Annotated in this window: 22 protein-coding genes; 11 read left to right on the forward strand and 11 right to left on the reverse strand. The window is 66.1% G+C overall.

Features of this window, described 5'->3' with window-relative positions:
• Positions 1 to 81: 81 nt before the first annotated feature.
• The 8 genes from ABC977_RS09360 to ABC977_RS09395 all read right to left on the reverse strand — a co-directional run bounded on the left by ABC977_RS09360 (position 82) and on the right by ABC977_RS09395 (position 6,531).
• Positions 82 to 669, reverse strand: a complete 588-nt coding sequence (locus ABC977_RS09360; protein ID WP_369666990.1) for a DUF3299 domain-containing protein — start codon at positions 667 to 669, stop codon at positions 82 to 84.
• 14 nt (positions 670 to 683) lie between these two features.
• Positions 684 to 1,943, reverse strand: a complete 1,260-nt coding sequence (locus tag ABC977_RS09365) for an ABC transporter permease (RefSeq protein WP_369666991.1) — start codon at positions 1,941 to 1,943, stop codon at positions 684 to 686.
• Positions 1,944 to 1,960: 17 nt separating this feature from the next.
• Positions 1,961 to 2,689, reverse strand: coding sequence for an ABC transporter ATP-binding protein (locus tag ABC977_RS09370; protein ID WP_369666992.1), 729 nt, complete (start codon positions 2,687 to 2,689; stop codon positions 1,961 to 1,963).
• 20 nt (positions 2,690 to 2,709) lie between these two features.
• Positions 2,710 to 3,333 carry a DUF2796 domain-containing protein gene (locus ABC977_RS09375; RefSeq protein ID WP_369666993.1) on the reverse strand — a complete coding sequence of 208 codons (624 nt, stop codon included), beginning with the start codon at positions 3,331 to 3,333 and terminating at the stop codon, positions 2,710 to 2,712.
• Positions 3,334 to 3,459: 126 nt separating this feature from the next.
• The gene (locus tag ABC977_RS09380; RefSeq protein WP_369666994.1) at positions 3,460 to 3,957 is read right to left on the reverse strand and encodes a Fur family transcriptional regulator; all 498 of its coding nucleotides are present in this window, start codon (positions 3,955 to 3,957) and stop codon (positions 3,460 to 3,462) included.
• Position 3,958: 1 nt separating this feature from the next.
• A complete protein-coding gene (locus tag ABC977_RS09385; RefSeq protein WP_369667066.1) occupies positions 3,959 to 4,822 on the reverse strand; it encodes a metal ABC transporter permease in 864 nt (287 codons plus the stop codon).
• A gap of 6 nt (positions 4,823 to 4,828) precedes the next feature.
• On the reverse strand, positions 4,829 to 5,575 hold the full coding sequence (locus tag ABC977_RS09390) for a metal ABC transporter ATP-binding protein (RefSeq protein ID WP_369666995.1): 747 nt from the start codon (positions 5,573 to 5,575) through the stop codon (positions 4,829 to 4,831).
• Positions 5,572 to 6,531, reverse strand: a complete 960-nt coding sequence (locus ABC977_RS09395; protein WP_369666996.1) for a metal ABC transporter solute-binding protein, Zn/Mn family — start codon at positions 6,529 to 6,531, stop codon at positions 5,572 to 5,574. The genes ABC977_RS09390 and ABC977_RS09395 overlap by 4 nt, the downstream gene beginning before the upstream one ends.
• Positions 6,532 to 6,836: 305 nt before the next feature.
• Between ABC977_RS09395 and hisF the strand changes: the two genes are divergently transcribed.
• The 9 genes from hisF to ilvC all read left to right on the forward strand — a co-directional run bounded on the left by hisF (position 6,837) and on the right by ilvC (position 18,222).
• Complete coding sequence (hisF, locus tag ABC977_RS09400; RefSeq protein ID WP_369666997.1) at positions 6,837 to 8,441, forward strand: imidazole glycerol phosphate synthase subunit HisF; 1,605 nt, start codon at positions 6,837 to 6,839, stop codon at positions 8,439 to 8,441.
• A 98-nt stretch (positions 8,442 to 8,539) separates the two neighbouring features.
• Positions 8,540 to 9,493, forward strand: a complete 954-nt coding sequence (locus ABC977_RS09405) for a hypothetical protein (protein ID WP_369666998.1) — start codon at positions 8,540 to 8,542, stop codon at positions 9,491 to 9,493.
• Positions 9,494 to 9,650: 157 nt separating this feature from the next.
• Positions 9,651 to 10,931 (forward strand): serine--tRNA ligase, encoded by a 1,281-nt coding sequence (serS, locus tag ABC977_RS09410; RefSeq protein WP_369666999.1) that lies wholly within the window; start codon positions 9,651 to 9,653, stop codon positions 10,929 to 10,931.
• Between the two features lie 24 nt (positions 10,932 to 10,955).
• On the forward strand, positions 10,956 to 12,446 hold the full coding sequence (locus ABC977_RS09415) for a sensor histidine kinase (RefSeq protein ID WP_369667000.1): 1,491 nt from the start codon (positions 10,956 to 10,958) through the stop codon (positions 12,444 to 12,446).
• On the forward strand, positions 12,430 to 13,827 hold the full coding sequence (locus ABC977_RS09420; RefSeq protein ID WP_439849180.1) for a sigma-54-dependent transcriptional regulator: 1,398 nt from the start codon (positions 12,430 to 12,432) through the stop codon (positions 13,825 to 13,827). The genes ABC977_RS09415 and ABC977_RS09420 overlap by 17 nt, the downstream gene beginning before the upstream one ends.
• Before the next feature lie 206 nt (positions 13,828 to 14,033).
• A complete protein-coding gene (locus tag ABC977_RS09425) occupies positions 14,034 to 14,447 on the forward strand; it encodes a DUF4168 domain-containing protein (protein WP_369667001.1) in 414 nt (137 codons plus the stop codon).
• 381 nt (positions 14,448 to 14,828) lie between these two features.
• Positions 14,829 to 16,547, forward strand: a complete 1,719-nt coding sequence (locus ABC977_RS09430) for an acetolactate synthase 3 large subunit (RefSeq protein WP_369667002.1) — start codon at positions 14,829 to 14,831, stop codon at positions 16,545 to 16,547.
• On the forward strand, positions 16,547 to 17,038 hold the full coding sequence (gene ilvN / locus ABC977_RS09435) for an acetolactate synthase small subunit (RefSeq protein ID WP_369667003.1): 492 nt from the start codon (positions 16,547 to 16,549) through the stop codon (positions 17,036 to 17,038). Before ABC977_RS09430 ends, ilvN begins: the two co-directional genes overlap by 1 nt.
• Positions 17,039 to 17,205: 167 nt before the next feature.
• The gene (gene ilvC / locus ABC977_RS09440) at positions 17,206 to 18,222 is read left to right on the forward strand and encodes a ketol-acid reductoisomerase (protein ID WP_369667068.1); all 1,017 of its coding nucleotides are present in this window, start codon (positions 17,206 to 17,208) and stop codon (positions 18,220 to 18,222) included.
• A 219-nt stretch (positions 18,223 to 18,441) separates the two neighbouring features.
• Here the strand turns inward: ilvC and ABC977_RS09445 are convergent, their stop codons facing one another.
• Together ABC977_RS09445 and ABC977_RS09450 are read right to left on the reverse strand one after the other, a co-directional pair.
• Positions 18,442 to 19,866, reverse strand: a complete 1,425-nt coding sequence (locus tag ABC977_RS09445) for an RtcB family protein (protein ID WP_369667004.1) — start codon at positions 19,864 to 19,866, stop codon at positions 18,442 to 18,444.
• An 11-nt stretch (positions 19,867 to 19,877) separates the two neighbouring features.
• Positions 19,878 to 20,360 carry a DUF2939 domain-containing protein gene (locus ABC977_RS09450; protein WP_369667005.1) on the reverse strand — a complete coding sequence of 161 codons (483 nt, stop codon included), beginning with the start codon at positions 20,358 to 20,360 and terminating at the stop codon, positions 19,878 to 19,880.
• A gap of 232 nt (positions 20,361 to 20,592) precedes the next feature.
• Here ABC977_RS09450 and ABC977_RS09455 point away from each other — a divergent pair, with 232 nt between their 5' ends.
• Together ABC977_RS09455 and ABC977_RS09460 are read left to right on the forward strand one after the other, a co-directional pair.
• The gene (locus ABC977_RS09455) at positions 20,593 to 21,276 is read left to right on the forward strand and encodes a DUF4126 domain-containing protein (protein WP_369667006.1); all 684 of its coding nucleotides are present in this window, start codon (positions 20,593 to 20,595) and stop codon (positions 21,274 to 21,276) included.
• The gene (locus ABC977_RS09460; RefSeq protein WP_369667007.1) at positions 21,273 to 22,499 is read left to right on the forward strand and encodes a multifunctional CCA addition/repair protein; all 1,227 of its coding nucleotides are present in this window, start codon (positions 21,273 to 21,275) and stop codon (positions 22,497 to 22,499) included. The genes ABC977_RS09455 and ABC977_RS09460 overlap by 4 nt, the downstream gene beginning before the upstream one ends.
• 78 nt (positions 22,500 to 22,577) lie before the next feature.
• Here the strand turns inward: ABC977_RS09460 and ABC977_RS09465 are convergent, their stop codons facing one another.
• The gene (locus tag ABC977_RS09465; RefSeq protein ID WP_369667008.1) at positions 22,578 to 24,296 is read right to left on the reverse strand and encodes a potassium/proton antiporter; all 1,719 of its coding nucleotides are present in this window, start codon (positions 24,294 to 24,296) and stop codon (positions 22,578 to 22,580) included.
• Positions 24,297 to 24,929: the final 633 nt, after the last annotated feature.

Below are 24,929 nucleotides of genomic sequence, written 5' to 3' on the forward strand. Positions count from 1 at the left end.
TTGGCCGGCTGGCCGTGCTTTGAATTTGTCCACTTTCCTGCTCTCGCTTCAGGTCGGGCGGGGACCCGATTCCCACGTGAGCTAATCGTCACGGACGCCCGGCGCCACGTAAGGCGTGACGCGCATCGCGTCGATCCGGTAGCCGGCTTCGGCGAGTTCGGTGGCACCCGTGACGACGCGGATCGTTCCGGCGACCCAGACGGTGTCGAAGAGTGCCCCGCGGTAGCCGCGCTCCGGTTCGGTCACCACATGCACGGTCTGGTTCGCCGGGGGCGGCGGCACGTGGATGCAGGCGCCGAAGTAGGGCACCAGCAGGAATTCCCAGATGCGCACGCCGTCTCCTTCGAGCGGCACGACGAACCCGGGCAGCCGGATTCGGCGCCCGTCGAGCTCTGGCACGATCGGGGCCTCGCGCCACAGCGCCAGCAGTTTGTCCATCAGGGTCTGGGCCAGCGGATCCTCGTCGTCGATCTCATCGATGTCATAGCCGGCGAAGAGGGTCTCGGGCCGCCAGTCCTCCGGGATCAGCGCATCCCAATCGATCGTCTCGACCGTCTCGTCGATGTCGCCGGCTGGCTCGCCGCGGCCCATCTGCCCGCCATCGCGATCACCGCAGGCGGCAAGCATCAGTAGCGTTGCGGCGAAGAGCAGAAGCCGTCGTGTCGTCATCGGTCACCTCCGGGTCAGAGCCGCATCGTCAGGCCGTCGGCCAGTGACGTCCGGTAGGCGCGGTAGGCCGGGATCAGGCCCGTCGCCAGACCGGCGGTCAGGATCAGCGCGAGCCACGCCGCTTCGCGCGCGGCCGGCCAGCCGATGGCCAGGTGCAGGCCCAGGTGCGCCGCGACCAGCGGCTGGGCGATGAACAGTAGTCCGTACAGCAGGGCCATGCCGAGTAGCGTGCCGAGCAGCGTCACCAGACCCGCTTCGCCGACGATCAGCGCGAAGACATGGCCGGGGCGGGCGCCGACCGAGCGCAGGATCGCCATCTCGCGGCGGCGTTCGTTGAGGCTGGTCAAGAGCACCGTGAGCAGGCCGAATAGCCCGACCAGGACGACGAAGCCGGCGACCACGAGGAGCGCCCGCTCGCCCACGCCGATCACCGTCCAGAGTTCGGCGAGCGCGACGCCGGGCAGGATCGCGAGCAAGGGTTCCTGACGGTATTCGTTGACGAAGCGCTGCACCCGGAAAGTCGCGATCCGCGAGTCGAGACCAACCAGCACGGCAGTGATCGCGCGCGGCGTCAGGTCCATTGCGCGCGCCTCCTCCGCCGAGATGGTCAGCCCCGGGATCGGGGCGCCGCCTTGCCAATCGATGTGGATCGCCTCGATCGCCTCGAGGCTGACATGAACCGTCTGGTCGACCGGGGTCCCGGTGCGGGCCAAGATGCCGACGACGCGGAACGGCTTGTCGTCGTGGCGGGCGAAGACCGCCTCGCCCAGCCCGTGCGCGACGATGATCTCGTCGCCGAGCCCGTAGCCGAGCGCACGCGCGACCTCGGCGCCGAGGACGGCGTCGTAGAGGTCGGCGAAGGGTTTCCCCGCGGCGAAGGCCAGGGGTCGGCCGTGGCCATATCGATAATGCGTGAAGTAATCCTGGTTGGTTCCGAGGACCGGATGACCGCGGTGCGAATCACCGAGCGACAGCGGGATGGTCCAGGCGACCCGCGGATGGTCGGCCAGATCCAGGTAGCTTTCCCAGGACAGGTTGTTGGTCGGCTGGCCGATGCGGAAGACCGAGTAGAGCAGCAGCGGCAGTGAGCCACCACGCGCCCCGACGATCAGATCGATGCCGGATACCGTCTGCGTGAAACTGGTTCGGGTCTCGATGCGCAGACGTTCGATACCGATCAGCAAGGCCACGCTCAGCGCGATCGAGCACAGGGTCACGAACAGGGTCGCGCGCCGGTTCAGCAGGCTTTTCCAAGCGAGTGACAGGATGGCCATGTTGGCGTCTCCCGGTGTCAGGTCGCCGCGGCGGCCGGCGCCACGTCCTGCAGCGCGATCGCACGATCGAAGCGCGAGGCCAGGGTGTGATCATGGCTGGCCAGGATCAGCGTCAGGTTGGTCGCGGCGCATTCGTCGAACAGCAGCGTGAGAAAGGCCTCGCGCCGATCCGCGTCGAGCGCCGAGGTCGGCTCGTCGGCGAGCAGGATCTCCGGTGAGCCCATCAGGGCTCGGGCCACCGCGACCCGCTGTTGCTGGCCGACGCTGAGCTGGGTCACTGGGCGTCGCACCAGGCCGTCGTCGCCCAGGTCCAGATGCGCGAGCAGCCTTCGCGCCTCGGCCTCCGGCGAGCCGGTGCGGGTCGCCGCCCGCGTGCGTCGGCGGCGCGAGAATCGACCGGGCAGCGTGACGTTGTCGATGACCGACAGGTAGGGGATCAGATTGAAGAGCTGAAAGACATAACCGATATGGTCGGCACGGAGACGGTCGCGCCGTGCCCCGCTGAGCCGCTCCATGCGTTGGCCGAGTACCTCGACGGTCCCCTCGGTCGGTGCGATGACCCCGGCCAGCAGGCCGAGCAGCGTCGTCTTGCCGCCGCCGCTCGGGGCACTGACGAAGACCCGCTCGCCGCGACGGATCTCGAGTCGGTCCAGGCGCAGAACCGCAGCGGTGCCGGTGCGCCAGCGAAACGCGAGCTTCGCCAGACGAATCACCGGATCGGCTGTCGTGTCGACGGCTGTGCGCACCGGCTCGCCCTGGCGGGCGCTCAGAAGGACAGCCGGTTGCGGGCTGGAGTCAGGTCGCCCGCGCCTTGGCCGGCGGCCGTCACGTACTGGACCCGCAACCCTTCCAGGCTGGGGAAGGGCGTGAAGAGATTCACGTCGAGCCGGTCGATCGCGGCCGGTTCGGCGCAGGCGAACAGGTAATGGACGACGACATCGCTGTGGACCGAGGCGTCGTCCGAGGTCGTGGTGCCCTCGTGATCGCCATGCGCATGACCGTAACCATGATCATGTCTGTGTTCGGCGTCGGCATCGCCCAGACCAGTCGGGATCTCGACATGGCGCAGCCGGCAATCGGCGGCGCTCGGCAAGTCGAACAGGCGTTCCCCGTCACGCAACAGGGTCACGGCGGCGGCCACCGCCTGGTGTTGCTCCTCGGTGCGGGGCACGTGTTCGAAACCGACGATGTCGAACGCCGGGATGATCAGCTCGATCTCGACAGCCCCCTCGTCGATGGCCAAATTCAGGTGGCCGATGCCGTGGACATGGGCGCCGAGTTGTCGGTGGTCGTCGTCCTCATGCGCGAGGAGCGTCGGCGCCGTGAGGACGCCGGATAGGGTCAAGATCAGCCCGATCGCCGGGCCGCGCGCGAGTGTGGTTCGGAACATGGGTTGCCTCCTGTCTCGAGTGTCGAGGCCCAGGCATCACGAGGACGCGAGGGGCGATCAAATCATGTTCAAAGCTGGTGTCGTAAAACCCCGCCCGAGGCACACCTCGAGGTGGCGGGCGGCACCTCAGGGGGATCCGACCCCGGGCTGGCCGATGGGTTCAGACGCGCTGATGGGTCGGGCGCGGCAGTCGGCGCACAGGCCGATCAGTTCGACGACCGGTCGTTCGGATTTGAATCCGCTGTCCTGCGCCGTTTGCCCGAGGCTGTCCTGGATGCGGTCGTCTTCCTTCTCCTCGACCAGGCCGCAGCCGCGACAGATCAGGAATTGACCGGCATGCGGGTGCTCTGGATGCGTGCAGCCGATGAAGGCGTGCAGGCTTTCGATGCGATGGATGAGTCCGTGCTCGAGCAGGAACTCGAGCGCTCGGTAGACGGTCGGCGGCGCGGTCGAGCGCGCCGATTGATCACGGAGCGCGTCGAGGATCGCGTAGGCGCCCAGTGGGCGTCGCGTGCGACCGAGGATTGCCAGGACCCGGCGGCGCTGCGCGGTCAGGCGCGCGCCGCGCCGTCGGCACAGGGCGTCCGCCTGGTTCAGCCATTGCTCGAGTCCGGGTTCGGTCATCTCACCCACCCTGTCGGTTCGGGTCGCTGGTCACGCGCCTGGCCCGCCGCTGAGCCAGGAATCGGCTGAGCAGGGCCGAGACGAGATAAAGGGCGCCGGCCAGCAGGATGATGGTCGGGCCGACCGGGAGATCGGGGCCGTAGGCGAGGGTCAGACCGAGACTCGTCAAGAGCGCGCTGAGGAGTGTCGCCAGCACCATCATCGCGCCCAGGGATTGGACATAATGGCCCGCGACGGCCGCTGGCAGGGTCAGCAGCGCCATCACGAGGATCAGCCCCACGACCTGGATCAGCAGCACGACGGTGACCGCGACCAGCACCAGCAGCAGCAGGTAATGCAGGGTGACGTGGACGCCGCGCAGGCGCGCGAACTCCTCGTCGAAACTGACCGCCAGGAGCTGCCGGTAGAAGAGGCCGATGACCGTCAACAGCAGCAGGTCCAAGGCCGCCATGAACCAGAGTTCGCGGGTCGGCACGAGCAGGATGTTGCCGAACAGATAGCTCATCAGATCGCTCGTGTAGCCGGGCGTCTTGGCGATGAACAGGATCCCGATGGCCATGCCGATCGCCCATAGGGCGCCGATCAGCGTGTCCTCCTGGGCCTGCCAGGCGAGCCGCACCCAGCCGATCAGCAGTGCCGACAGGATCGCGGCCCCCAGCGCACCGAGAAAGGGGTCGAAGCCGAAGTAAACGGCCGCGCCCATCCCGCCGAGCACCGAGTGCGCGATCCCGCCGGCGAGGAAGGTGAGCCGCTTGACGACAACGAAGGCGCCGACGACACCGGTCCCGATGCTGGCCAGCAGGCCGGCCACGAGCGCCGTCTGCAGAAACGTCTGTTGACTGAACGCGGTCAGGAATTCGCCGATCATCGGTCAGTGCCGGTGTGCGATACGGCGTACCGAATCGCCGTACAGGGACTGGATCAGCGGTCCGTCGATCGCGTCGGTGCGATGGCAGATCAGGGTCCGGTTCAGGCAGGCGACCCGCGTGATGTAGCGCGAGATGAAGGCCACGTCATGCGAGACCAGCAGGATCGTCAGGCGTTCGTTGAGCGCCCGCAGCAGGTCGAAGATGTCGTCTTCGAGGCGCATATCGATGTTTGCCGTGGGTTCATCGAGGATCAGGATCCGCGGTTCGCCGACCAGCGCGCGTGCCAGCAGGACCCGTTGCAGCTGTCCGCCGGACAGGGTGCCGATCGGGCGTCGCGCGAGATCGGTTGCTTCGACCTCGGCTAACGCGGCCCCGGCCGCGTCACGGTCGCTCGGTCGATAGCGACCGAACGACCGGCCGAGCCCGAGCCGACCCATCAGCACGACATCCTGCACCTGGATCGGAAAGTCGCGTGCGAAGGCCGGGTATTGCGGGACATAGCCGATCAGCGTGCTCGCGTGTCGCGGCGGCCGGCCGAGGACCCGGATCCGCCCGGTCTGGGGCTCGAGCAAGCCGAGGATCAGCTTCAGCAGCGTGCTCTTGCCGCCGGCGTTCGGGCCGACCAGCCCCAGGAACTCGCCGGCCGTCACGGTCAGATCGACATCCTCGAGGACCGGTTCGCCGCCGTAAGAGAAGGACAGGCCATCGATCTCGATGGCCGGCTCCATGACCCGCGCGGTCGCGCTCATCGAGTGCCCGCCGAGCCGATCAAGCGGGCGACACGCAGCAGGTTCTCGGCATAATCCGCGGCCAGCGGGTCGATCGACTCGACGCGTCCGCCGATGGCCCGCGCGACCTGCTCGGCCGCCTTCGGGCTGAATTGGGGCTGGACGAAGACGACCTGGACGCCCTCGGTGCGCGCCTGGTCGATCAGCGCGGCCAGCGAACGAGCACCGGGCTCCTTGCCCTGATACTCGATCGGGACCTGCACCAGGCCATAGGTGTCGGCGAAGTAACCCCAGGCCGGGTGATAGACGAGGAACCGGCGGCCGGCGGCATCGGCCAGTTCGGTGCGAATCGCCCGGTCGAGGGCTTCGAGCTCGGCCGCGAAGGCGCGCTGATTGACGGCGTAATCGGCCGCCCGCTGTGGGTCGATCCGCGACAGGGCGTCGCGCAATTGCTCGGACATGGCCTTCACCAAGGGCGGGCTGGTCCAGATGTGCGGATCCAGTTCGTCGGGGTCGTGGCTTTGATGCGCGGTCTCGTGGTCAGGGTCCGCGTGGTGATCATGGCCGTGATGGTGTTCGTGATCGTGGCCGTGATCCTCGCCGGGGCCGTGAGCATGGGCCTCAAGCCGGCGCAGCGGCAGGCCATCGCGGGCATCGATCACGACCAGCTCGGGATTCGTCGCGAGGATTCGCCGCATCCAAGCCTCTTCGAAGGGCATTCCGATGCGCACGAACAGGGCGGCCTCGGTGAGGGCGACGACCTGGCGCGGGGTCGGCTCGAAGGTATGCGGATCGTTGCCCGGGCGGATCAGCGCTTCGACCTGGACATGATCGCCGCCGACCTTTTCGACGAAGGTCTTCTGCGGCAGGACGCTGACGAAGACCCTGACGGGGTCGTCGGCCAAGGCGGGTGCGACCAGCCAGGTGGCGAGGAGGAAGCACCAGACCGGGGGGGCGAGGAGTCTCGAGCGGGCCATGGCGTCGGATCTCTGATGATTGAGAATTGGTACATTATAACGTTGGTCCGCGGGATGCGAATGCAACGGCTCGGCCCGACGGCTGTCGGATCAGCCCGGCCGCGTCGCGACCGGCACCGCTGGTGCCCGGTCCGTCGCTTCGGCTGGGGCATTATGCCACCTCGGCGGCGGGTGTCTCGGGCGACGAGCTCGGTCCACGAAGACCGGGGACGCGTTACAATGGCCCTCTTTTGGTCAGCCCGGGCGCTGAGACCGCGTCGCTGAATGGTCCCGATCGCGGTGTCCGGTCTCGAATCGGTGGTGTCATGATCTCCCTCCTCGACTATGGTGCGGGCAATGTCCGCAGCGTTCGCAATGCGATCCACAAACTCGGCTTCCAGCTCACGGAGATCACCAAGCCGGACGATATCCTCGCGGCCGAACGGCTGATCTTTCCCGGTGTCGGTGCCTTCGGAGCCGCCATGAGCCGCCTCGCGGCGCTCGGCTATCTGGAGCCGCTACGGGCCTATCTGGCCGCTGGCCGGCCCTTTCTCGGCATCTGTATCGGTCTGCAATGCCTGTTCGAAGGCAGCGACGAGTCCCCCGATGTACCGGGATTGGGACTGATCCCTGGTCGGATCCGCCGTTTCGATGACGGGCGCCTGTCGGTTCCGCACATGGGATGGAACGGGATCCGCCGCGAACGGGACGTGCCGCTCTTGGCCGACTATGACGGCGAGAAGCTCTACTTCGTTCACTCGTATCATGCCGAACCGACCCCGGCGAACGACGAGTGGATTCTGGCGACGACCGACTATGGGGTTCGCTTCGTCAGCGCCGTGCAGCGCGGCCAGGTGGCGGCCGTGCAGTTCCATCCGGAGAAGAGCGGTGCGGCCGGCCTGCGCCTGATCGAGCGATTTCTGACCGGGGATCGGGGCCCTTCTCGGCCGTCGCCGGGAGTGGCCGCGCGCCGCGCGAGCGACTCGCCGACCACCCGGTTCGCGAAACGGATCATCGCCTGCCTCGATGTGCGGGCCAACGATGCCGGCGACCTGGTCGTCACCAAAGGCGACCAATACGACGTGCGCGAGGCTGGCGAGGTGCGCAACCTCGGTAAACCCGTCGAGTTGGCGCAGCGTTACTACGATGAGGGGGCCGACGAGATCGCCTTCCTGAACATCACCGGCTTTCGCGACTTCCCGCTGGCCGACCAGCCGATGCTTGAGGTCTTGCGGCGCACGTCGGAAAATGTGTTCGTCCCGCTGACCATCGGCGGCGGGATTCGCGCCTTCACCGATGCCGACGGGCGGCACTACAGCGCGCTCGACGTCGCGGACGAGTATTTCCGCTCCGGGGCCGATAAGATCTCGATCGGCAGCGATGCCGTGGCGACCGTCGAGCAGGTCTTGGCGCGTGGCGGTCCCGATGGGACCAGTGCCATCGAACAGATCGCGACCGTCTATGGCAATCAGGCCGTCGTGATCTCGATCGATCCGCGCCGTGTTTATGTGGACGCGAGCGAGGCCTCGCGGCCCGGAGTCATCGAGACCGCGCTGCCAGGTCCCGGCGGCGAGCGGCATTGCTGGTTCCAATGCACGGTCAAGGGCGGGCGCGAGGGCCGCCCCGTCGATGCCGTGACGCTCGCGCGGATCTGCGAGTGGCTGGGCGCCGGCGAGATCCTGCTCAATTCGATCGATCGGGATGGGACCGGGTCGGGATTCGATCTGGAACTGGTCAAGGCCGTCAGCGACGCGGTGTCGATCCCGGTCATCGCGTCGAGCGGCGCCGGCGGTGTCGAGCACTTCGCCGAGGTCTTCGCTCGCACCGACGTCGAGGCCGCCTTGGCTGCCGGCATCTTTCATCGGCGCGAGGTGCCGATCGCTGCGGTGAAGGCCCACCTGCGGAGCCTCGGCATCGAGGTGCGGCACTAGCGATCGGCCTCGCCCCCCGGCCTGGTCGACCGAGCGAACCCCTCCGCGGGTCGCCGGGGCCGCTGCCGGCGACTCCTCAAAACAACCAAGGAGCCTTTATGCATTCTTACACCCGGCGCCTAACCGGTCGCCCTCTGTTGCTGGCGGCCGCGGCTGCGGCCCTGCTCGGCTCGTCGAATCTTCTCGCCGAAAAGCCGGTGTTCGACTGGCCGGCACCGGCGCAAGCCCAAATCACCGTGGAGCAGGAGAAGGCCGGTCGGACCTTCGCGATCGAGATGCAGCTCGATGTGTCGCGCGTCGCGGATAGCAGTCAGTGGCGGATGGATTTCACCGGCGTGCGCCTCCTTCGTATCAATGAACAGGACGTGACCTCGCCGGAAGAACGGGCCGAGGTGCCGCCCTCGTTTCTGGCGATGACCGAGGCCGAGCCTTCGTTCATCGTCGACGAGCACGGCCATCTGGTCGATGTGCCCGGTGTCGAGGGGCTGCTCGACGAGATCATCGAGCAGATGCCGGAACGGCCTCCGGAGGTGACTCGGGACGGCCTGCGTTTGGTGCTGCTGGATCCGGCGATGATCGATCTGGTCGAGGCCAAGGCCGATCGTCATTGGCACCTGTGGGTCGGGTTGTGGCTCGACAAGGAGTTCGAGCCGGGCCGACGTCTGGAATTCGATGCCGAGTCCGACTACTTCGGCATCACGGTGCCCTCGCGCGGCTATTTCGAGGTGCTCGGCGATGTCGACGGGCGACCGGGAGTTTCGCGATTGGTGTTCGAGCTGGTGTCGCGCGACGACGCCTTGCGGGAGGCGGTCGTGCAGTCGTTGAAGGCGGCGGCCGAACAGGCCCAGCAGGCCGGGGAGCCGGAACCCCAGCTCGCGTACGACGCGATCAGGGCCGCCGAGCGCCGTGAACGGGTCACCGTTTTGACGGAACTCGCGACGATGCGGCCGCACGAGGTTCAGGCATCGACGCGGATCACGTTGGACATCGAAGGCCACGGCGTGCACACGCAGTCCGAGGAACACCTGTACCGCTTCGACTGGCGTCAGTGAACGCGGCGCGTCCCCGGTGGGACGCAGGTGACGCGCGCAGCCGTGCGCGGCTGCGCGCCGAGCCGAGCGCACGACCGCCGGGCCATTCCTGTCAATCATCCGGGTCAGGCACGCGATTTCCTGCGCCGCGCCCGGTTTAGCCACGGCGAAGAAGACGATGCTGGATCCGAAACTGTTGCGAACGGAAACGATGCTGGTGGCGCGCGGTCTCGCCCGTCGCGGCCTGACATTGGACACGGATGGATTGGCCGCGCTCGAAGCTCGGCGCAAGGACCTTCAGGTGACGGTGCAGGGTCTGCAGAGCCAGCGCAACCAAAGCGCGAAGGCGATCGGCCAGGCCAAGGCCCGGGGTCAAGACATCGAGCCTCTGTTGGCCGAGGTCGCGGACCTCGGGGAACGCCTGAAGGTGGCCAATGACGCGCTGCGCGCGCTACAGGACGAGCTCGATCAGCTCGGATGGGGTCTGCCGAATCTGCCGCATGACAGCGTCCCCGACGGTCGGGACGAGACCCACAACCGCGAAGTCCGGCGCTGGGGCGAGCCGCGGTCATTCGCGTTCGCACCGCGCGATCACGTGGATCTCGGCACTGCCCTTGGCTGGATGGACTTCGATGCCGCCGCCAAGCTGACTGGCTCGCGCTTCGTCGTGTTGGAGGGACCGCTGGCGAGCCTGCAGCGGGCGCTGATCCAGTTGATGCTCGACACGCACACGCGTGAGCACGGGTACACGGAGGTCTATGTCCCCTTCCTGGTCAACGCCGACAGCCTGCGCGGCACAGGCCAACTGCCGAAGTTCGAGAGCGATCTGTTCCGGCTCGCCGGGGACGCGCCCTATTATCTGATCCCGACGGCCGAGGTGCCGGTGACGAACCTGGTTCGGGACCGGATCCTCGAGGATGCCGAGCTGCCGTGCCGCTGGGTGGCTCACACGCCCTGTTTTCGCAGCGAGGCGGGCTCCTACGGCAAAGATACGCGGGGGATGATCCGTCAGCACCAGTTCGAGAAGGTCGAGCTGGTGCAGGTTGTGCGCCCGGAAGACTCCTATCGGGCACTCGACGACCTGACCGGACACGCCGAGGTGATCTTGCAGCGCCTCGGGCTGCCCTATCGGGTCGTCGCCCTGTGCGCCGGCGATCTGGGGTTCGCGGCCACCAAGACTTACGATCTCGAGGTCTGGCTCCCGGGTCAGCAGTGCTATCGCGAGATCTCCTCGTGCAGTAACTTCGAGTCGTTCCAGGCGCGCCGTCTGCAAGCGCGCTGGCGCAACCCGGCGACCGGCAAGCCGGAGCTGGCGCATACGCTGAACGGCTCGGGCCTCGCGGTCGGGCGGACCCTGGTGGCGCTGCTCGAGAACTATCAGGAGGCCGACGGTCGCATCCGGATCCCCGACGCGTTGCGGCCTTATCTCGGCGGCCATGAGTGGCTCGGTCACACCTAGGGGTCGGTGTTCGGGGCACTTGGATTGACTTCGAGCAGCCTGCGCAACGCCGTCATCCTGTTCGTCCTGCTGCCGTTGCTGGCGGTCCTTATTCTGCTGGGGGCGTTGGGCCTGCGGGAGTTCGAGCAACAAACGACGATCCGTCTCCAGGACGACATCGAACTGGTGGCCCGCTCGATCCGCCTGCCGATCGCCTCGGCGATGGCGCGTCGGGATATCGGTGCCGTTCGCGACGGGGTGGACTCGGTGTTCGCGATCGACCAGGTCGTCGGTATCTATGTTTACGACGCTGCCGGTGAATTGGTGGCCACGAACGGGCCGCAAAGTCCGTCGTTGGAGCGCCGTCGCGAGGCGCGCGCGATCGCCGAGCAGGGAGGGTTGGGCAGTTTCGAGGAGCGACGCGGGCACGAGGTCTTCTCTTTCTTTCTGCCGCTGAACGATGCCGGCGGTCGGGTCGTCGGTCTGCTTCAGATCACCCGTGATATCGCGCCGTTTCGTGCCTATCTCGCCGAGATGCGCTGGCGCGGTGGCGTTGCGATCGGTGCGCTGGCCCTGGTGTTCTTGCTGGTGGTGCTGATTGGGCACCATCGCGCGGTCGGTCGCCACGTACGCGGTTTGACGCGGGCCATGCACCGTATCGGGATCAGTCAGCAAGGTCAGCGGGTCCCAGTCGGGGGGCCGCAGGAGATTCGGGTGCTGGGTCGAGGCATCAACGAGATGATCGCCCGCTGGGAGGGGTCGGAACGGTGCCTGGAGCGCCAGCGCGCTCAGCAACTCCGGCTGGAAGCAGATCTTCGGCAAGCGGAGAAGCTCGCAGCCATCGGCCGTCTCGCGGCGGGTGTCGCGCATGAACTGGGGACACCTTTGGGGCTGATCGCCGGTCGTGCGCAGCGGGCGTTGCGTGTCGTTCCCGGCGGATCCCGTGCGCACACCGAGTTGACCGACCTCCTGGGCGAGGTCAACCGGGTCGAAACCATCGTGCGCCAGTTGTTGGATTTCGCCCGTTGCAATCCGTTGTACATGAGGCGCATCGAGCTTGCCGATCTCCTGGCCTTGACGGTCGAGCGCGCCACGCGCACCGCTGAGCGCCCAGAGATCCGGATACGGCTATCGAACCCCTTAGAACCGGCTGAATGCGCGATCCAGGGTGATCCGATGCGCCTACAACAGGCGCTGGGCAACTTGTTGGAGAATGCCCTGCATGCCGCCAACCGAGAGATTCGGCTGACCTGTCAGGTAACCCGTGACGAATTGGAGATCGCCGTTTCCGACGATGGTCCGGGCGTGCCGGCTGCGGACGCCGAGAGGCTCTTCGAACCCTTTTTCACGACCAAACCAGTGGGCCAGGGAACCGGTTTGGGTCTTGCCGTCGCCCGTGCGGCGATCGAGGCGCACGGTGGTCGTTTGGTGCTCGTGCTGTCCGCGCAGCGCGGTGCGCGATTCGTGATCGGCTTGCCGCGATCGTTGCTCCAACTAACCCGCGATGCGGGCGCTCGCGATGATGATGAACGCTGACTGCGCTATCCGGCCCGGCGAAACGGGGCCGATCCTGATCGTCGAAGACGATGTCGGTTATCGTCGACTTCTGCAACAGGAGCTCGAGGATATCGGCTATTCGGCCCTCGGGGCGGCCTCTGCCGAGGAGGCTCGAACCCTGTTGGCGGCCAAGACCTTTGCGCTCGTCATCAGCGACTTGCGGCTTCCGGGTGCGGATGGTTTGGCGGTCCTCGAAGCGACTCGTTCACTCGTTCCCGTGCCGGGCTTCATCATGCTCACGGGCTTCGGTACGATCGACCAGGCGGTGCAGGCGTTGAAGGTCGGTGCCGATGACTTCCTGACCAAACCGGTCGATCTCGACCATCTCCAGCTTACAACGAAACGTGTTCTAGAGACGCGGCAGTTGCGGGCGGAGGTTGCGCAGTACCGGGCCGTGCTGGCCGAGCAGGGCTTCCATGGCATGTACGGTAAGAGCCCGCCGATGCTGAGGCTGTTCGATCTGATTCGGCGTGTCGCTCAATCGGACAGCAGTGTGCTGATCACAGGGGAGTCGGGTACCGGCAAGGAGTTGGTTGCCCGTGCCTTGCACGCGGAGAGCGCTCGGGCTGGCGGCCCCTTCGTGGCCATGAATTGTGCTGGAATCCCAGAAGCCCTGCTCGAGTCCGAACTGCTCGGGCATGTGGCAGGAGCCTTCAGCGGTGCCCGGGCAGCGCGTCGGGGGCTCTTTGCGGAGGCCGATGGCGGGACCTTGTTTCTCGACGAGATCGCCGAGATGGCCCCGTCGCTCCAGTCCAAACTCTTGCGGTTGCTTCAGGACGGGCGTGTCAGGCCCATCGGCTCCAACGAGGAGTTCCCGACCGATGTGCGGGTCCTCGCGGCGACCCACCGCGATCCGGTCGAGGAGGTTCGCGAGGGACGCCTGCGTGAGGATCTCTTCTATCGGATCGAGACCTTTCGCATCCGGGTGCCGCCGCTGCGCGAACGCGGTGAGGATATCGCCGGGATGCTCGGGTACTTCCTCGAATACCATGTCGCGACGAAATCCTTGCCGGTTCGCCGCTTCTCCGCCCGCGCGTGGCGTAGCCTGTTGCGCTACCCGTTTCCCGGCAATGTCCGTGAGATGGCGAGTCTGGTCGAGCGGGCCGTGACGCTCGCGTCCGCGGAGTTGATCGATTTCGACGATCTGCCCGAGCGGGTGCGGTCGGCGACCGAGTCGGCCGAGGTCCGCGCAGGGGGCGCGTCTGATGGGCTGATCACAGATGACGATTGGGAGACTTTGGCCGAGCGCGAGGCCCACTACATCCGGCAAGTCTTGGATTTCACCGGGGGGAACAAACGACGCGCGGCCAGGATTCTCGGGGTTGGGCGAAAGACCTTGTACCGCAAGCTCGGCGAGTGACTGTGACCTGTTGCCACGCGCCATCCTGACGCATGTGTCATTGTGATACCCTTTTTACCCGTCTGACAGACCGGGCCGCATTGCGTAAAGCGGCTCTAAAGTGCTGATAGGGAAAGTGGTGTCTGGCGGTCTTTGGTATTTGGCGCGGGGTTTGTTAGGTGAAAGGCTCCATTCACAGAATACCCGCTGAGGGTTGGAGCATCACTATGACCAGCACCAAAACAACGATGACTAACGGGACCCCGCTCGCGCTTGCTTTTGCCGCGCTGTTTGGGCTGTCCGGCTCCGCCGTGGCGCAGGGTATGCCGGAGCCGGGATCCGCTGCCGCGCCAGGCATGGAGGCGCCAGCGAGTGCGGCAGTCGATGATGCCAAGTTCGACGACTTCGTCGAAGCCTTCGTCGCCGTTCAGGAAATCAACGACGAGTTGTCCGGACAGCTCATGGAAGCCCCGGATCCCGAGAGGGCTCATGAACTGCAGCAACAGGCCCAGCAGGAGATGGTCGTCGCGATCGAAGAGCAGGGTATCAGCGTCGAGCAGTACAACGAGATCGTCATGGCGTTGCGTCATGATCAAGGACTGAACGAGCGTTTGCACCAGAGCTTGAGCACGCGCCAGTAGGGCGCCGTCAAGAATCACAAGGTGCCTGCGCGGCAGGGATGCCGCGCCATTTTCAGTCGCCCAAGCGACTGAGAACGAAGCAAAGCGAGAATCGCATTTTCGCTTTGCGTCTCGAAAAATTGCCCGGATGGCAATTTTTCAAGGTCCCCAGTAGTTTGCCGAAGGGCCGGCTGGGGTTCGGCCCCATTGCGGGTCCGGCTGCTGCGCCGTGCCTCGAAAAGAAGCCGACGGCGACCGATTCAAGGAACGGCCCGCCGCTACTATATCTTGACCACTGTGCCGCGTCTCCTGTAATTTCGGAGACTTTTCTAACGTCTTTGTGTTGTCCAGCTTGACGGGCGGCGATGATTTCGCGGGCAAGGTGGGCAGGAGGTCGCGGCGGTGGAATTGAGCGGTGGCGAGATCGTCGTGCAGGCGTTGCAGGATGAAGGGGCCGAATACGTGTTCGGCTATCCGGGCGGCGCCGTGCTGCACATCTATGATGCGCTGTTTCAGCAGGACAAGGTCAAACACATCCTGGTGCGTCATGAGCAGGGGGCGACCCATGCAGCCGATGGGTATGCGCGGGCGACAGGCCGCTGCGGGGTTTGTTTGGTCACGTCCGGTCCCGGTGCCACCAATGCGGTGACGGGCATCGCCACGGCCTACATGGATTCGATCCCGCTGGTCGTGCTGACCGGGCAGGTACCGACCCCGGTCATCGGCAGTGACGCCTTCCAAGAGGTCGACACGGTCGGCATCACGCGGCCGTGCGTCAAGCACAATTTCCTGGTCAAGGATGTGCGGGATCTCGCGTCGACCATCCGCAAGGCCTTTTTCATCGCGACCTCGGGTCGACCGGGTCCGGTCGTCGTGGATATCCCGAAGGATGTCACGGATCCGACGATCAAGGTCCCCTACGAGTACCCGCGCGAGATCCGGATGCGGTCCTATAGCCCGTTGGAAACCGGTCATCCGGGGCAGATCCGCAAAGCCGTCGATGCCCTGCTCGCGGCCAAACGCCCGGTCATCTATACCGGCGGTGGTGTCGTGCTCGGCGAGGCATCGGGGGAACTGACCGAGTTGGTCCGTCTCCTCGGCTTTCCGATCACCAGCACCCTGATGGGGTTGGGCGCCTACCCGATGACGGACCGGCAGTTCTTAGGGATGCTCGGCATGCATGGCACCTACGAGGCCAACATGGCGATGCACGAGTGCGACACCCTGATCGCGATCGGCGCCCGCTTCGACGATCGCGTGACCGGCAAGATCGAGCACTTCTGCCCGCATGCGAAGATCGTCCACATCGATGTGGATCCTTCGTCGATCTCGAAGAACGTGCGCGTCGATATCCCGATCGTCGGGCAGGTCGCGGCCGTGCTGAAGGACATGCGGCGCCTGATCGAGGATCAGGGTCGGGCTGTCGATCAGCAGGTGCTCGCCGATTGGTGGAGTCAGATCGAGGTTTGGCGAGGTCTCGATTGTCTGCGTTACGACCGACAGAGCGAACGGATCAAACCGCAGTTCGCGGTCGAGACCCTGTACCGGGTCACCGAGGGCGATCTCTATTTGACCTCCGATGTGGGCCAGCATCAGATGTTTGCGGCCCAGTTCTATCCGTTCGATCGGCCTCGTCGCTGGATCAATTCCGGCGGTCTCGGCACGATGGGCTTCGGTTTGCCGGCCGCCATGGGTGTCCAGTTGGCCTTCCCCGATGCGCCCGTTGCCTGCATCTCCGGCGAGGCGAGCATCCTGATGTGCATCCAGGAGCTCGCGACCTGCCGGCAGTATGGTCTGCCGATCAAGGTGATCCTGCTCAACAACGGTTACATGGGCATGGTTCGTCAGTGGCAGGAGTTCTTCTACGAGGGGCGCTACTCGCACTCGTACGTCGATGCCCTGCCGGATTTCGTCAAGCTGGCCGAGAGCTTCGGTCATGTCGGGATGCGCGTCGAGCGGCCCGGGGAACTCGAAGGGGCGTTGCGCGAAGCCTTTGCGATGCGTGATCGGCTGGTCTTCGTCGACGTCGTCGTCGATCCGACCGAGAACGTCTATCCGATGATTGCGGCCGGGAAGGGGCAACACGAGATGCACCTGTCGCCGGAACGGGAGCTGGCCTGATGAGACACATAATTTCGGTTTTGGTGGAGAACGAAGCCGGCGCCCTGTCGCGGGTCGCGGGGCTGTTCTCGGCGCGCGGCTACAACATCGAATCCTTGACCGTGGCGCCGACCGAAGATCCGACCCTGTCGCGGATGACGCTGGTGACCGTCGGCAGCGATGAGATCGTCGAACAGATCAAGAAACAGCTGAACAAGCTGATCGATGTCGTCAAGCTGATGGATCTGACCGAAGGCGATCACATCGAACGCGAGATGATGCTGATCAAGGTCAAGGCCCAAGCCAATGACCGGGAAGAGTTGAAGCGGCTGACCGACATCTTTCGCGCCAAGATCATCGACGTCACAGATGTTAGTTATGTCATTGAATTGACAGGTGCAACAAAGAAACTCGATGCCTTCGTCGGTGCGGTGCCGGAGGGCCGGATCATCGAGGTCGTGCGCTCGGGACCGACCGGCATCGCGCGCGGCGCGAAGGGCCTGACGCTTTAACCGGCGCCATCGATTCGCGATCTCGACGGACCGCGTCGAGGTTGCCCGCGCGGGCGGCGGCCGAGTCCGGCCCCGGCCGTGTCGTCCGATCGCCAACCCCACGCGCCCCGGCGGACTCGCGGGGCCGCGACCATCGTCTACTGACAAGACTAGGACCACTCATGACCATCAACGTGTATTACGACAAAGACGCCGACCTGTCGCTGCTTCGCGGCAAGCAGGTGGCGATCATCGGCTACGGTTCGCAGGGCCACGCCCATGCCAATAACCTGAAGGATTCCGGCGTATCCGTCACGGTCGGTTTGCGTCCGGGCTCCGCCTCGGCGGCGAAGGCCGAGAATGCTGGACTGACCGTCCAGCCGATCGAGGAGGCCGTGGCCGCCAGCGATCTCGTGATGGTCCTGGCCCCGGACGAGCACCAGGCGCGTCTCTACCGCGACCAGATCGCGCCCCACATCAAGGGTGGCGCGGCCCTGGCCTTCGCTCACGGCTTCAACATCCATTTCGGTCAAATCGAGCCGCGGGAAGACCTGGATGTCATCATGATCGCCCCGAAGGGCCCGGGACATCTGGTTCGTTCGACCTATACGCAGGGTGGTGGTGTGCCCAGCCTGATCGCGGTCTTCCAGGACGCGACCGGGCGCGCGCGCGATATCGCGATGGCCTACGCCAGCGCCAACGGCGGTGGACGCGCGGGGATCATCGAGACGACCTTCCGCGAGGAGTGCGAGACCGACCTGTTCGGTGAACAGGTCGTTCTGTGCGGGGGCCTGACGGCGCTGATCCAGAACGGCTTCGAGACGCTGGTCGAGGCCGGGTACGCGCCCGAGATGGCCTACTTCGAGTGCCTCCACGAGGTCAAGCTGATCGTCGATCTGATTTACGAGGGTGGGATCGCGAACATGCGCTACTCGATCTCGAATACGGCCGAGTATGGCGACATGACCCGCGGTCCCCGGATCGTCAACGCCGACACCAAGGCCGAGATGAAGCGCATCCTCGCCGAGATCCAGTCCGGCGCGTTCGCGAAGGAGTTCATCCTCGAGAACCAGGCTGGAGCGCCGATGATGAAGGCGCTGCGGCGGCTCGGCTCCGAGCATCAGATCGAGGAGGTCGGTGCCCGGCTCCGCGACATGATGCCCTGGATCAAGGCCTCGCGCCTGGTCGACAAGACCAAGAACTGATCCGCCCAGCGCGGGACCGTCCTGCCAGGCAGCGCCGGCATCGGCTGGCGAGGCGTCGGGCGCTGGCGCCGATGGCCGATTCGATAACCGATATCGCGAACGAATCGGCCGGCTCGTCGATGCGATAGGTCTCCGAAAGAACCCAGCTCGCGTGACCGCCGCTCTGCGGCGTCGCGCGTCTTCTGTGGCGTTCTGCGTCGAGCGCCGGCCCAGCCGGAGTTACCCCTTGATCACGATCAGCGGTTCGAGTCGGGCGACCTTTTTGGCTAATCCATTGACCTCGGCCGCGGTGACGACGGCTTCGACATCTTTATAGGCGCCCGGGGCTTCCTCGGCGATCCCGCTCAGTGTCGGGCTGCGGATCAGGATGCTGCGGCCGGCCAGTTCCTCGATCACGGCTCGGCCGGTCCAGCGGCGTTTCGCCTGCTGGCGGCTCATGCGGCGGCCGGCCCCGTGGCACGCGGACGCGAACGCCTGTTCGGCGCCGCGACCGGCGAGGATGTAGGAGCTGGTGCCCATGCTGCCGCCGATGATCACAGGTTGTCCGGCCGGGCGCAGCGCCTCCGGCAGCGAAGGATGACCGGGGCCATAGGCCCGGGTCGCCCCTTTGCGATGGACAAAGAGCCGGCGGCGCCGACCCTCCACGGCATGCTCTTCCTCCTTGCAGGTATTGTGCGAGACGTCGTAGAGCAGCGATAGGCGCGCCGCGGGTTCGATCTCGGCGAAGACCTCCCGGGTCAGATGGGTCAGGATCTGGCGGTTGGCCAACGCGCAGTTGATCCCGGCGCGCAGTGCGCCCAAATACGCGCGCCCGAGGTCGGAAGCGAGCGGTGCGCAGGCCAATTCCCGATCGGGAAGCCGCAGGCCGTGGCCCGGCGCCTCGGCGAGCATGCGTTTCAGGTAATCGGTACCGATCTGGTGGCCGAGTCCGCGCGACCCGCAGTGCAGACTGACCAGAATGTCGTCCTCGGCCAGCCCATAGAGCGAAGCGATGACCGGGTCGTCGATCGCGGCCACCCGCTGGACCTCGAGGTAATGGTTGCCGGACCCCAGGGTGCCCATCTCGCCGCGTTGGCGGGTCTTGGCCAGGGTCGAGACCTGATCTGGATCGGCACCGGTCATGACGCCGCCTTCCTCGATCCGGTCCAGATCGGCCGCTTCGCCGTAGCCTTGCTCGATGGCCCAGCGGGCGCCACCGACCAGCATCGCGTCGATCTCGCGCGTATTGAGGCGCAGGTGGCCTTCGCGACCGAGTCCGGCCGGGATCTTCTGTCCGAGCCGATCGGCCAGCGCGGTCCTGATCTCGGCGAGCTGCAGGGTTTTGAGTCCGGTATGGAGGGTCCGGACGCCGCACGAGATGTCGAAGCCGACGCCCCCGGCCGACAGGATGCCCCCCGCGTCGGGGTCGAAGGCCGCGACGCCGCCGATCGGGAAGCCATAGCCCGAGTGGGCGTCGGGCATGGCCAAGGCCGCACCGACGATCCCCGGCAGACTGGCCACGTGGCGGACCTGCTCGTAGACCTTGTCGTCCATGTCTCGCAGCAGTTCTTCGTTGGCGAACAGCCGACCGGGGACGCGCATCGCCCCGGACGGCGGGATCTGCCACAGGGTCTCGGTGACTCGGTCGAGGCGGTTCAAGTCCATCGGAAACCTCGTCAATCGATGATGTCGGTAACCCGCCAGGTTGCCCCCTGGCGGTCCATCCGGATGTGCGTGGCCCCGCCGCCGAGTTCGCCGATGCGGATCAGGAAGCGATTCGGGGATTCGAAGAAGGCGAAGCGGATCCCGCTGATCAGGTACGGTGGGTCCCGCTCGGTCGCGGCGCGAGTCGCCTCGCGCAACCTGTGCTGAACCCAGGTCGGCGTGATCAACTGTTCGAGCGTTGCGTCGCCGAGGCGTGCCAGTCCCTGCGAGAGGCGGCCAAGCGCATCGTTCCCCTCCTGGGGGCGGGGCAGTCCGAGCCCGGTCGTCAACCGCTGCTTGTAATTCCGCTGAATCGCCTGCAAATCCACGAGAGGTTCGAGGGCTGCCGGGTCGTCTCGGCTCAACGCGGTATCCATCTGAAGAATATGATAGTAGGGCCAAAGACCGTAACCGATCAGGGCGAACAAAAGCAGAGAAGCGAACAGCCGCATCATCGCGTGTGTCCCGAGTGGAATCTCTGTCGACGTCGAATCGTCAGCATAGATCAATTGTAATCCTTCCGTTACGATCCGCAGCGCCGGGGGCTTGCCCCGTGCCCTCGTCCGCGCACTCGGCCTGTCTCGCTCGTGGTCGGGGCTACCTGTGGGCACCGCCTCTCGCGCATCGGACAGGGCTTTGGGCGTTCGGCAGGGTATTTCGCGTCAACCAGACCAAAAGAACGGCTCCGTGGATGACATCGTTTCAACCCTTGCATTGACCTTCGGGGTCGGCTGGGCGGCCGGGATCAACCTGTACGCGGTCATCCTCGTCCTCGGCCTCCTGGGTGCGACCGGATACCTCGAACTGCCGGCCGGTCTCGCCCTGCTGGCCGATCCGCTGGTCATCGCCGCCGCCGGGTTCATGTACCTGGTCGAGTTCTTCGCCGACAAGGTGCCTGGTGTCGACACAGGCTGGGACACGCTACATACCTTCGTCCGCATCCCGGCCGGAGCGCTGTTGGCCGCCGGTGCCGTCGGCGATGTCGGACCCGCGGTCGAGATCGCCGCCGCGGTCGTCGGCGGCAGTCTGGCGGCGGCGACGCACGCGGCCAAGGCCGGCACGCGGGTGCTGATCAATACCTCGCCGGAGCCCTTCACGAACTGGGGGGCGTCGGTTGCCGAGGATCTCGGCGTCTTCGGCGGCCTGCTGCTGGCGCTGACCCATCCGGGTGTCTTCCTGGTCGCGTTAGCGCTGTTCGTGGTGCTGCTGGTCTGGCTGTTGCCGAAGCTATGGCGTGGTCTTCGCCAGCTCTTTCGGTCGCTGGGTCGACTGTTCGGTCTGGGCCGGGACCGACCGGCGGAGGCCGACGAGTCCGCTGGATCGGTCGCTGCTGGGCCCGGCGAACGGCCGTCGCACCGGGGGCAGCGATGAAAGCCTATCTGGTCGGGGGGGCGGTCCGCGATCGGCTGTTGGGCCGACCGGTCACCGAGCGTGATTACGTGGTCGTCGGTGCCACGCCGGATCAGTTGACGGCGCTCGGGTTCCAACAGGTCGGCCGCGATTTTCCGGTCTTCCTGCATCCGGAGACGAAGGACGAGTACGCGCTGGCACGGACCGAGCGCAAGATCGGCCCCGGCTACCACGGCTTCGTCGTCCATGCCGCGCCCGATGTCACGCTGGAGCAGGACCTGGCGCGCCGGGATCTGACGATCAATGCGCTGGCCGAGGACGAGCAAGGCCGTCTGATCGATCCTCATGGGGGGCAGGCCGACCTGGCGGCACGCATCCTGCGGCATGTCTCGCCGGCCTTCGCCGAGGATCCGCTGCGGATCCTGCGCGTGGCGCGCTTCGCCGCGCGTTTCGCCTCGCTCGGCTTCCAGGTCGCCGATGAGTCGATGGACCTGATGCGGGACATGGTCGCGGCCGGCGAGGTCGAGGCCCTGGTCCCCGAACGGGTCTGGCAGGAGCTGGCCAAGGCCCTGGGCGAGCCAAGGCCGTCGGTCTTCTTCACGACCTTGCGGGCCTGCGGGGCGCTGGCGCGCCTGTGGCCGGAAATCGACCGGCTCTTCGGTGTCCCGCAGCCGGCCAAGTGGCACCCGGAGATCGACACGGGTCTACATACGATGATGGTCGTCGACCAGGCCGCCCGGCTTTCCGACGACATCGGCGTGCGTTTCGCGGCCCTGACCCATGACTTGGGCAAGGGCTCGACGCCGGCCGAGATGCTGCCCAGCCACCACGGACATGAGGCGCGCAGTCACGCGTTGGTGTGGGCCTTGTGCGAGCGCTTTCGCGTCCCGCATCGGATCCGCGATCTGGCGCTGATCACCGCACGCCTTCATGGCAAGGTCCACAAGCTCGACGAACTGCGCCCGGCGACCGTCGTCGATCTGCTCGAGGAGGCCGATGCCTTCCGCCGACCGGAGCGCTTCGCTCAGATGCTGATCGCGTGCGAGGCCGACTACCGCGGCCGAACGGGCTTCAGTGAGCGCGATTACCCGCCGGCGCGGACCCTGCGGCGGCTGCTCGAGGTGCTCACCGAACTCGACCTCGGCGCGATCGCTGCCAGTGCACCGACCCCCGCGCAGATCCCCGAACAGATCCGCCAGACCCGTATCGCCGTCACCCGCACCGCACTCGCCGCGCCGCCGTAGGGCGGGAAAGCGCAGCGCATCCCGCCGTTCCCCGGCGCCCAATTCCGGCTCGCTTTCGCGCTTTCCCACCCTCCAGGGTCAGCGGGACAGTTTGAGTCCGACCTTGGTCACGCGGTCTTCGTTGACCTCGCGGACGACCAGCTCGATGCCGTCCAATTGCACACGGTCGCCGACGACGGGATGGGCATGACGGCCGCGGCGCACCAGTTGATCGAGGGTCAGCGTCAGGGTGTCGGCGGGCAAGGCGAGGCCGTAGGCCGTGGCCAAATCGCCGACCCGGGCCTCGCCATTGAGGACGAATTCCCCGAAGAAGGCCAGGTCGGACAAGCGCTCGGGCGTCGCGCGCGCGACGAAGAGCCGATCGAGGCTGGTCAGGACACTGGGTTCGGCCAGCAGGTACAAGTAGTCGCCGGGGCGCAGGTCGCGCAGGTCCAGCGGGTCGAGGAGCTGTTCGAACCGCAAGATCGCGACGACCCGGGCGCCCTTTGGCAGCGCCAATTGATGTAGGCGCTCGCGCAGCACTGGTGTGTCCTCGGCGAGGCGGTATCCGACCAGTTCCAGTTCGCGTTGGCCGGGGATATCCAGCTCCACGCGTTGCACCAGGTGGGTCGTCGGCGGCACCTCCAGCTTCAACCAGCGCGCCGAGGAGGCGACGGTCCAGCCTTGGATCAGCAGCGATAGCAGCACGACGAAGAAGACGATGTTGAAATACATCTGGGCCTGTTCGAGCCCGGCGAGCAGCGGGAACAATGCGAGAATGATCGGGACGGCGCCGCGCAGGCCGACCCAGCCGATGTAGACCTGCTCGCGCCATGGAAAGCGGAACGGTAATAGGCAGAGCCAGACGGCGATCGGTCGGGCGACCAGCATCAGCACCGCGGCGAAGATCAGTGCGTCGACGGCGACTGGCAGCAGCTCGGAGGGTGTGACCAGAAGCCCGAGCATCAGGAACATGCCGATCTGCGATAGGCTTGCGAAGCCGTCGTGGAAGCGTTTGATGTTCTGGCTCGATTGCACCGGCCGGTTGCCGACGATCAGCCCGGCAAGATAGATGGCCAGAAAGCCGCTGCCCTGCAGCACCGCGGTGACGCCGAAGATGACCAGGCCCCCTGCCATCACGGCCAGCGCATAGAGCCCGGGGGGCATCTCGAGCCGGTTGACGAGCCACACGAGGCCGAGTCCGCCGAGGATCCCGATCAGTCCGCCCAACCCCATCTGGCGGACGAACTCCCACAGCATGACCCAGCCCAAGTTGTCCGAGCCGGCGAGGATCAGTTCGATCAAGACGATCGTCAGGAAGATGGCCATCGGGTCATTGCTGCCGGACTCGATCTCGAGCGTTGCGCCGACCCGCTGCTTGAGTTCCAGGCCGCGCGATCGCAACAGCGAGAAGACCGCCGCGGCGTCGGTCGAGCCGACGATGGCCCCGAGCAGCAGGCCCTCGAGCCAGTGCAGGCCCAGCCACCAAGCGGCGAAGATGCCAGTGATCGCGGCCGTGATCACGACGCCGACCGTGGCCAGGCCGATCGCTGGCTTCAGACCGACGCGAAAGTTCTTGAAGGGCGTCGACATGCCGCCGTCGAACAGGATGATCGCGAGGGCGAGACTGCCGATCAGATGGGCCAGTTGCACGTCGTCGAACTGGATGCCGCCCGGGCCCTGCTCGCCGAGCAGCATGCCGATGACCAGGAAGACCAACAGCAAGGGCGCACCGACACGGTTGGAGATGACCCCGGCCAAGATGCTGAGGAGCAGCACGAGCCCGCCGACGAGGATGATCTGGTTGGTCAGGTCCATGATGTTGCTGAGTGCCTCCTTCAGGCCGTTGCAGGTCCGGTGCCTCGTCCGTACTGCTCAGTGGATGCCATCGGCGATTGGAGCCGACCCGGCGCGAAATCGTTCCGTGTCCGCGCTGGTCGGACACGGCGGGCCGCACCGCCTGACCTGACCAGGGAAGATCCGGCGACCTGCTCCGCGTCGGACAGCGTGCTTCGCGAAAGCCGCCCCATGGCATCGGCGCGACCGTCGGCGAGCGGGATCTTGTCGTCGCGCCGCCTGGGAGTGGGTCACGGCGGGCTCCGACGAGGCGATGGTAGCGATTATACGACCAGCGACGGCTGGTCCGGCGTCACGCGGCCTTCGTGCTGGTGCAGCGGTTGTCGACGGTCGTTGCGGAAGGGTCGCGGCCGGCAAAGTCGTCAGTCCTCGTCGGGCTCAGTGCGGCAGAATCCGTAACGAAAGGTATCGGGCAGCGCGGGCAGGTCGTAGCGATCGTCTGTACAGAGCCTCCTACCTCGATTGCAGGTGTTTGGCCCGAACGCCGCGCGAAACGTAACGACGAGGTTGGGATTCTGCGATCGAGGTCGCGAACTGGCGACCTCGTCATTGCCCTTGTCAGGTCAGGGTGTTAGAAGAAAAACACAGTCGCCA

Origin of the sequence: Thioalkalicoccus limnaeus (assembly GCF_041197575.1) — a bacterium.
GTDB classification, from domain to species: domain Bacteria; phylum Pseudomonadota; class Gammaproteobacteria; order Chromatiales; family Chromatiaceae; genus Thioalkalicoccus; species Thioalkalicoccus limnaeus.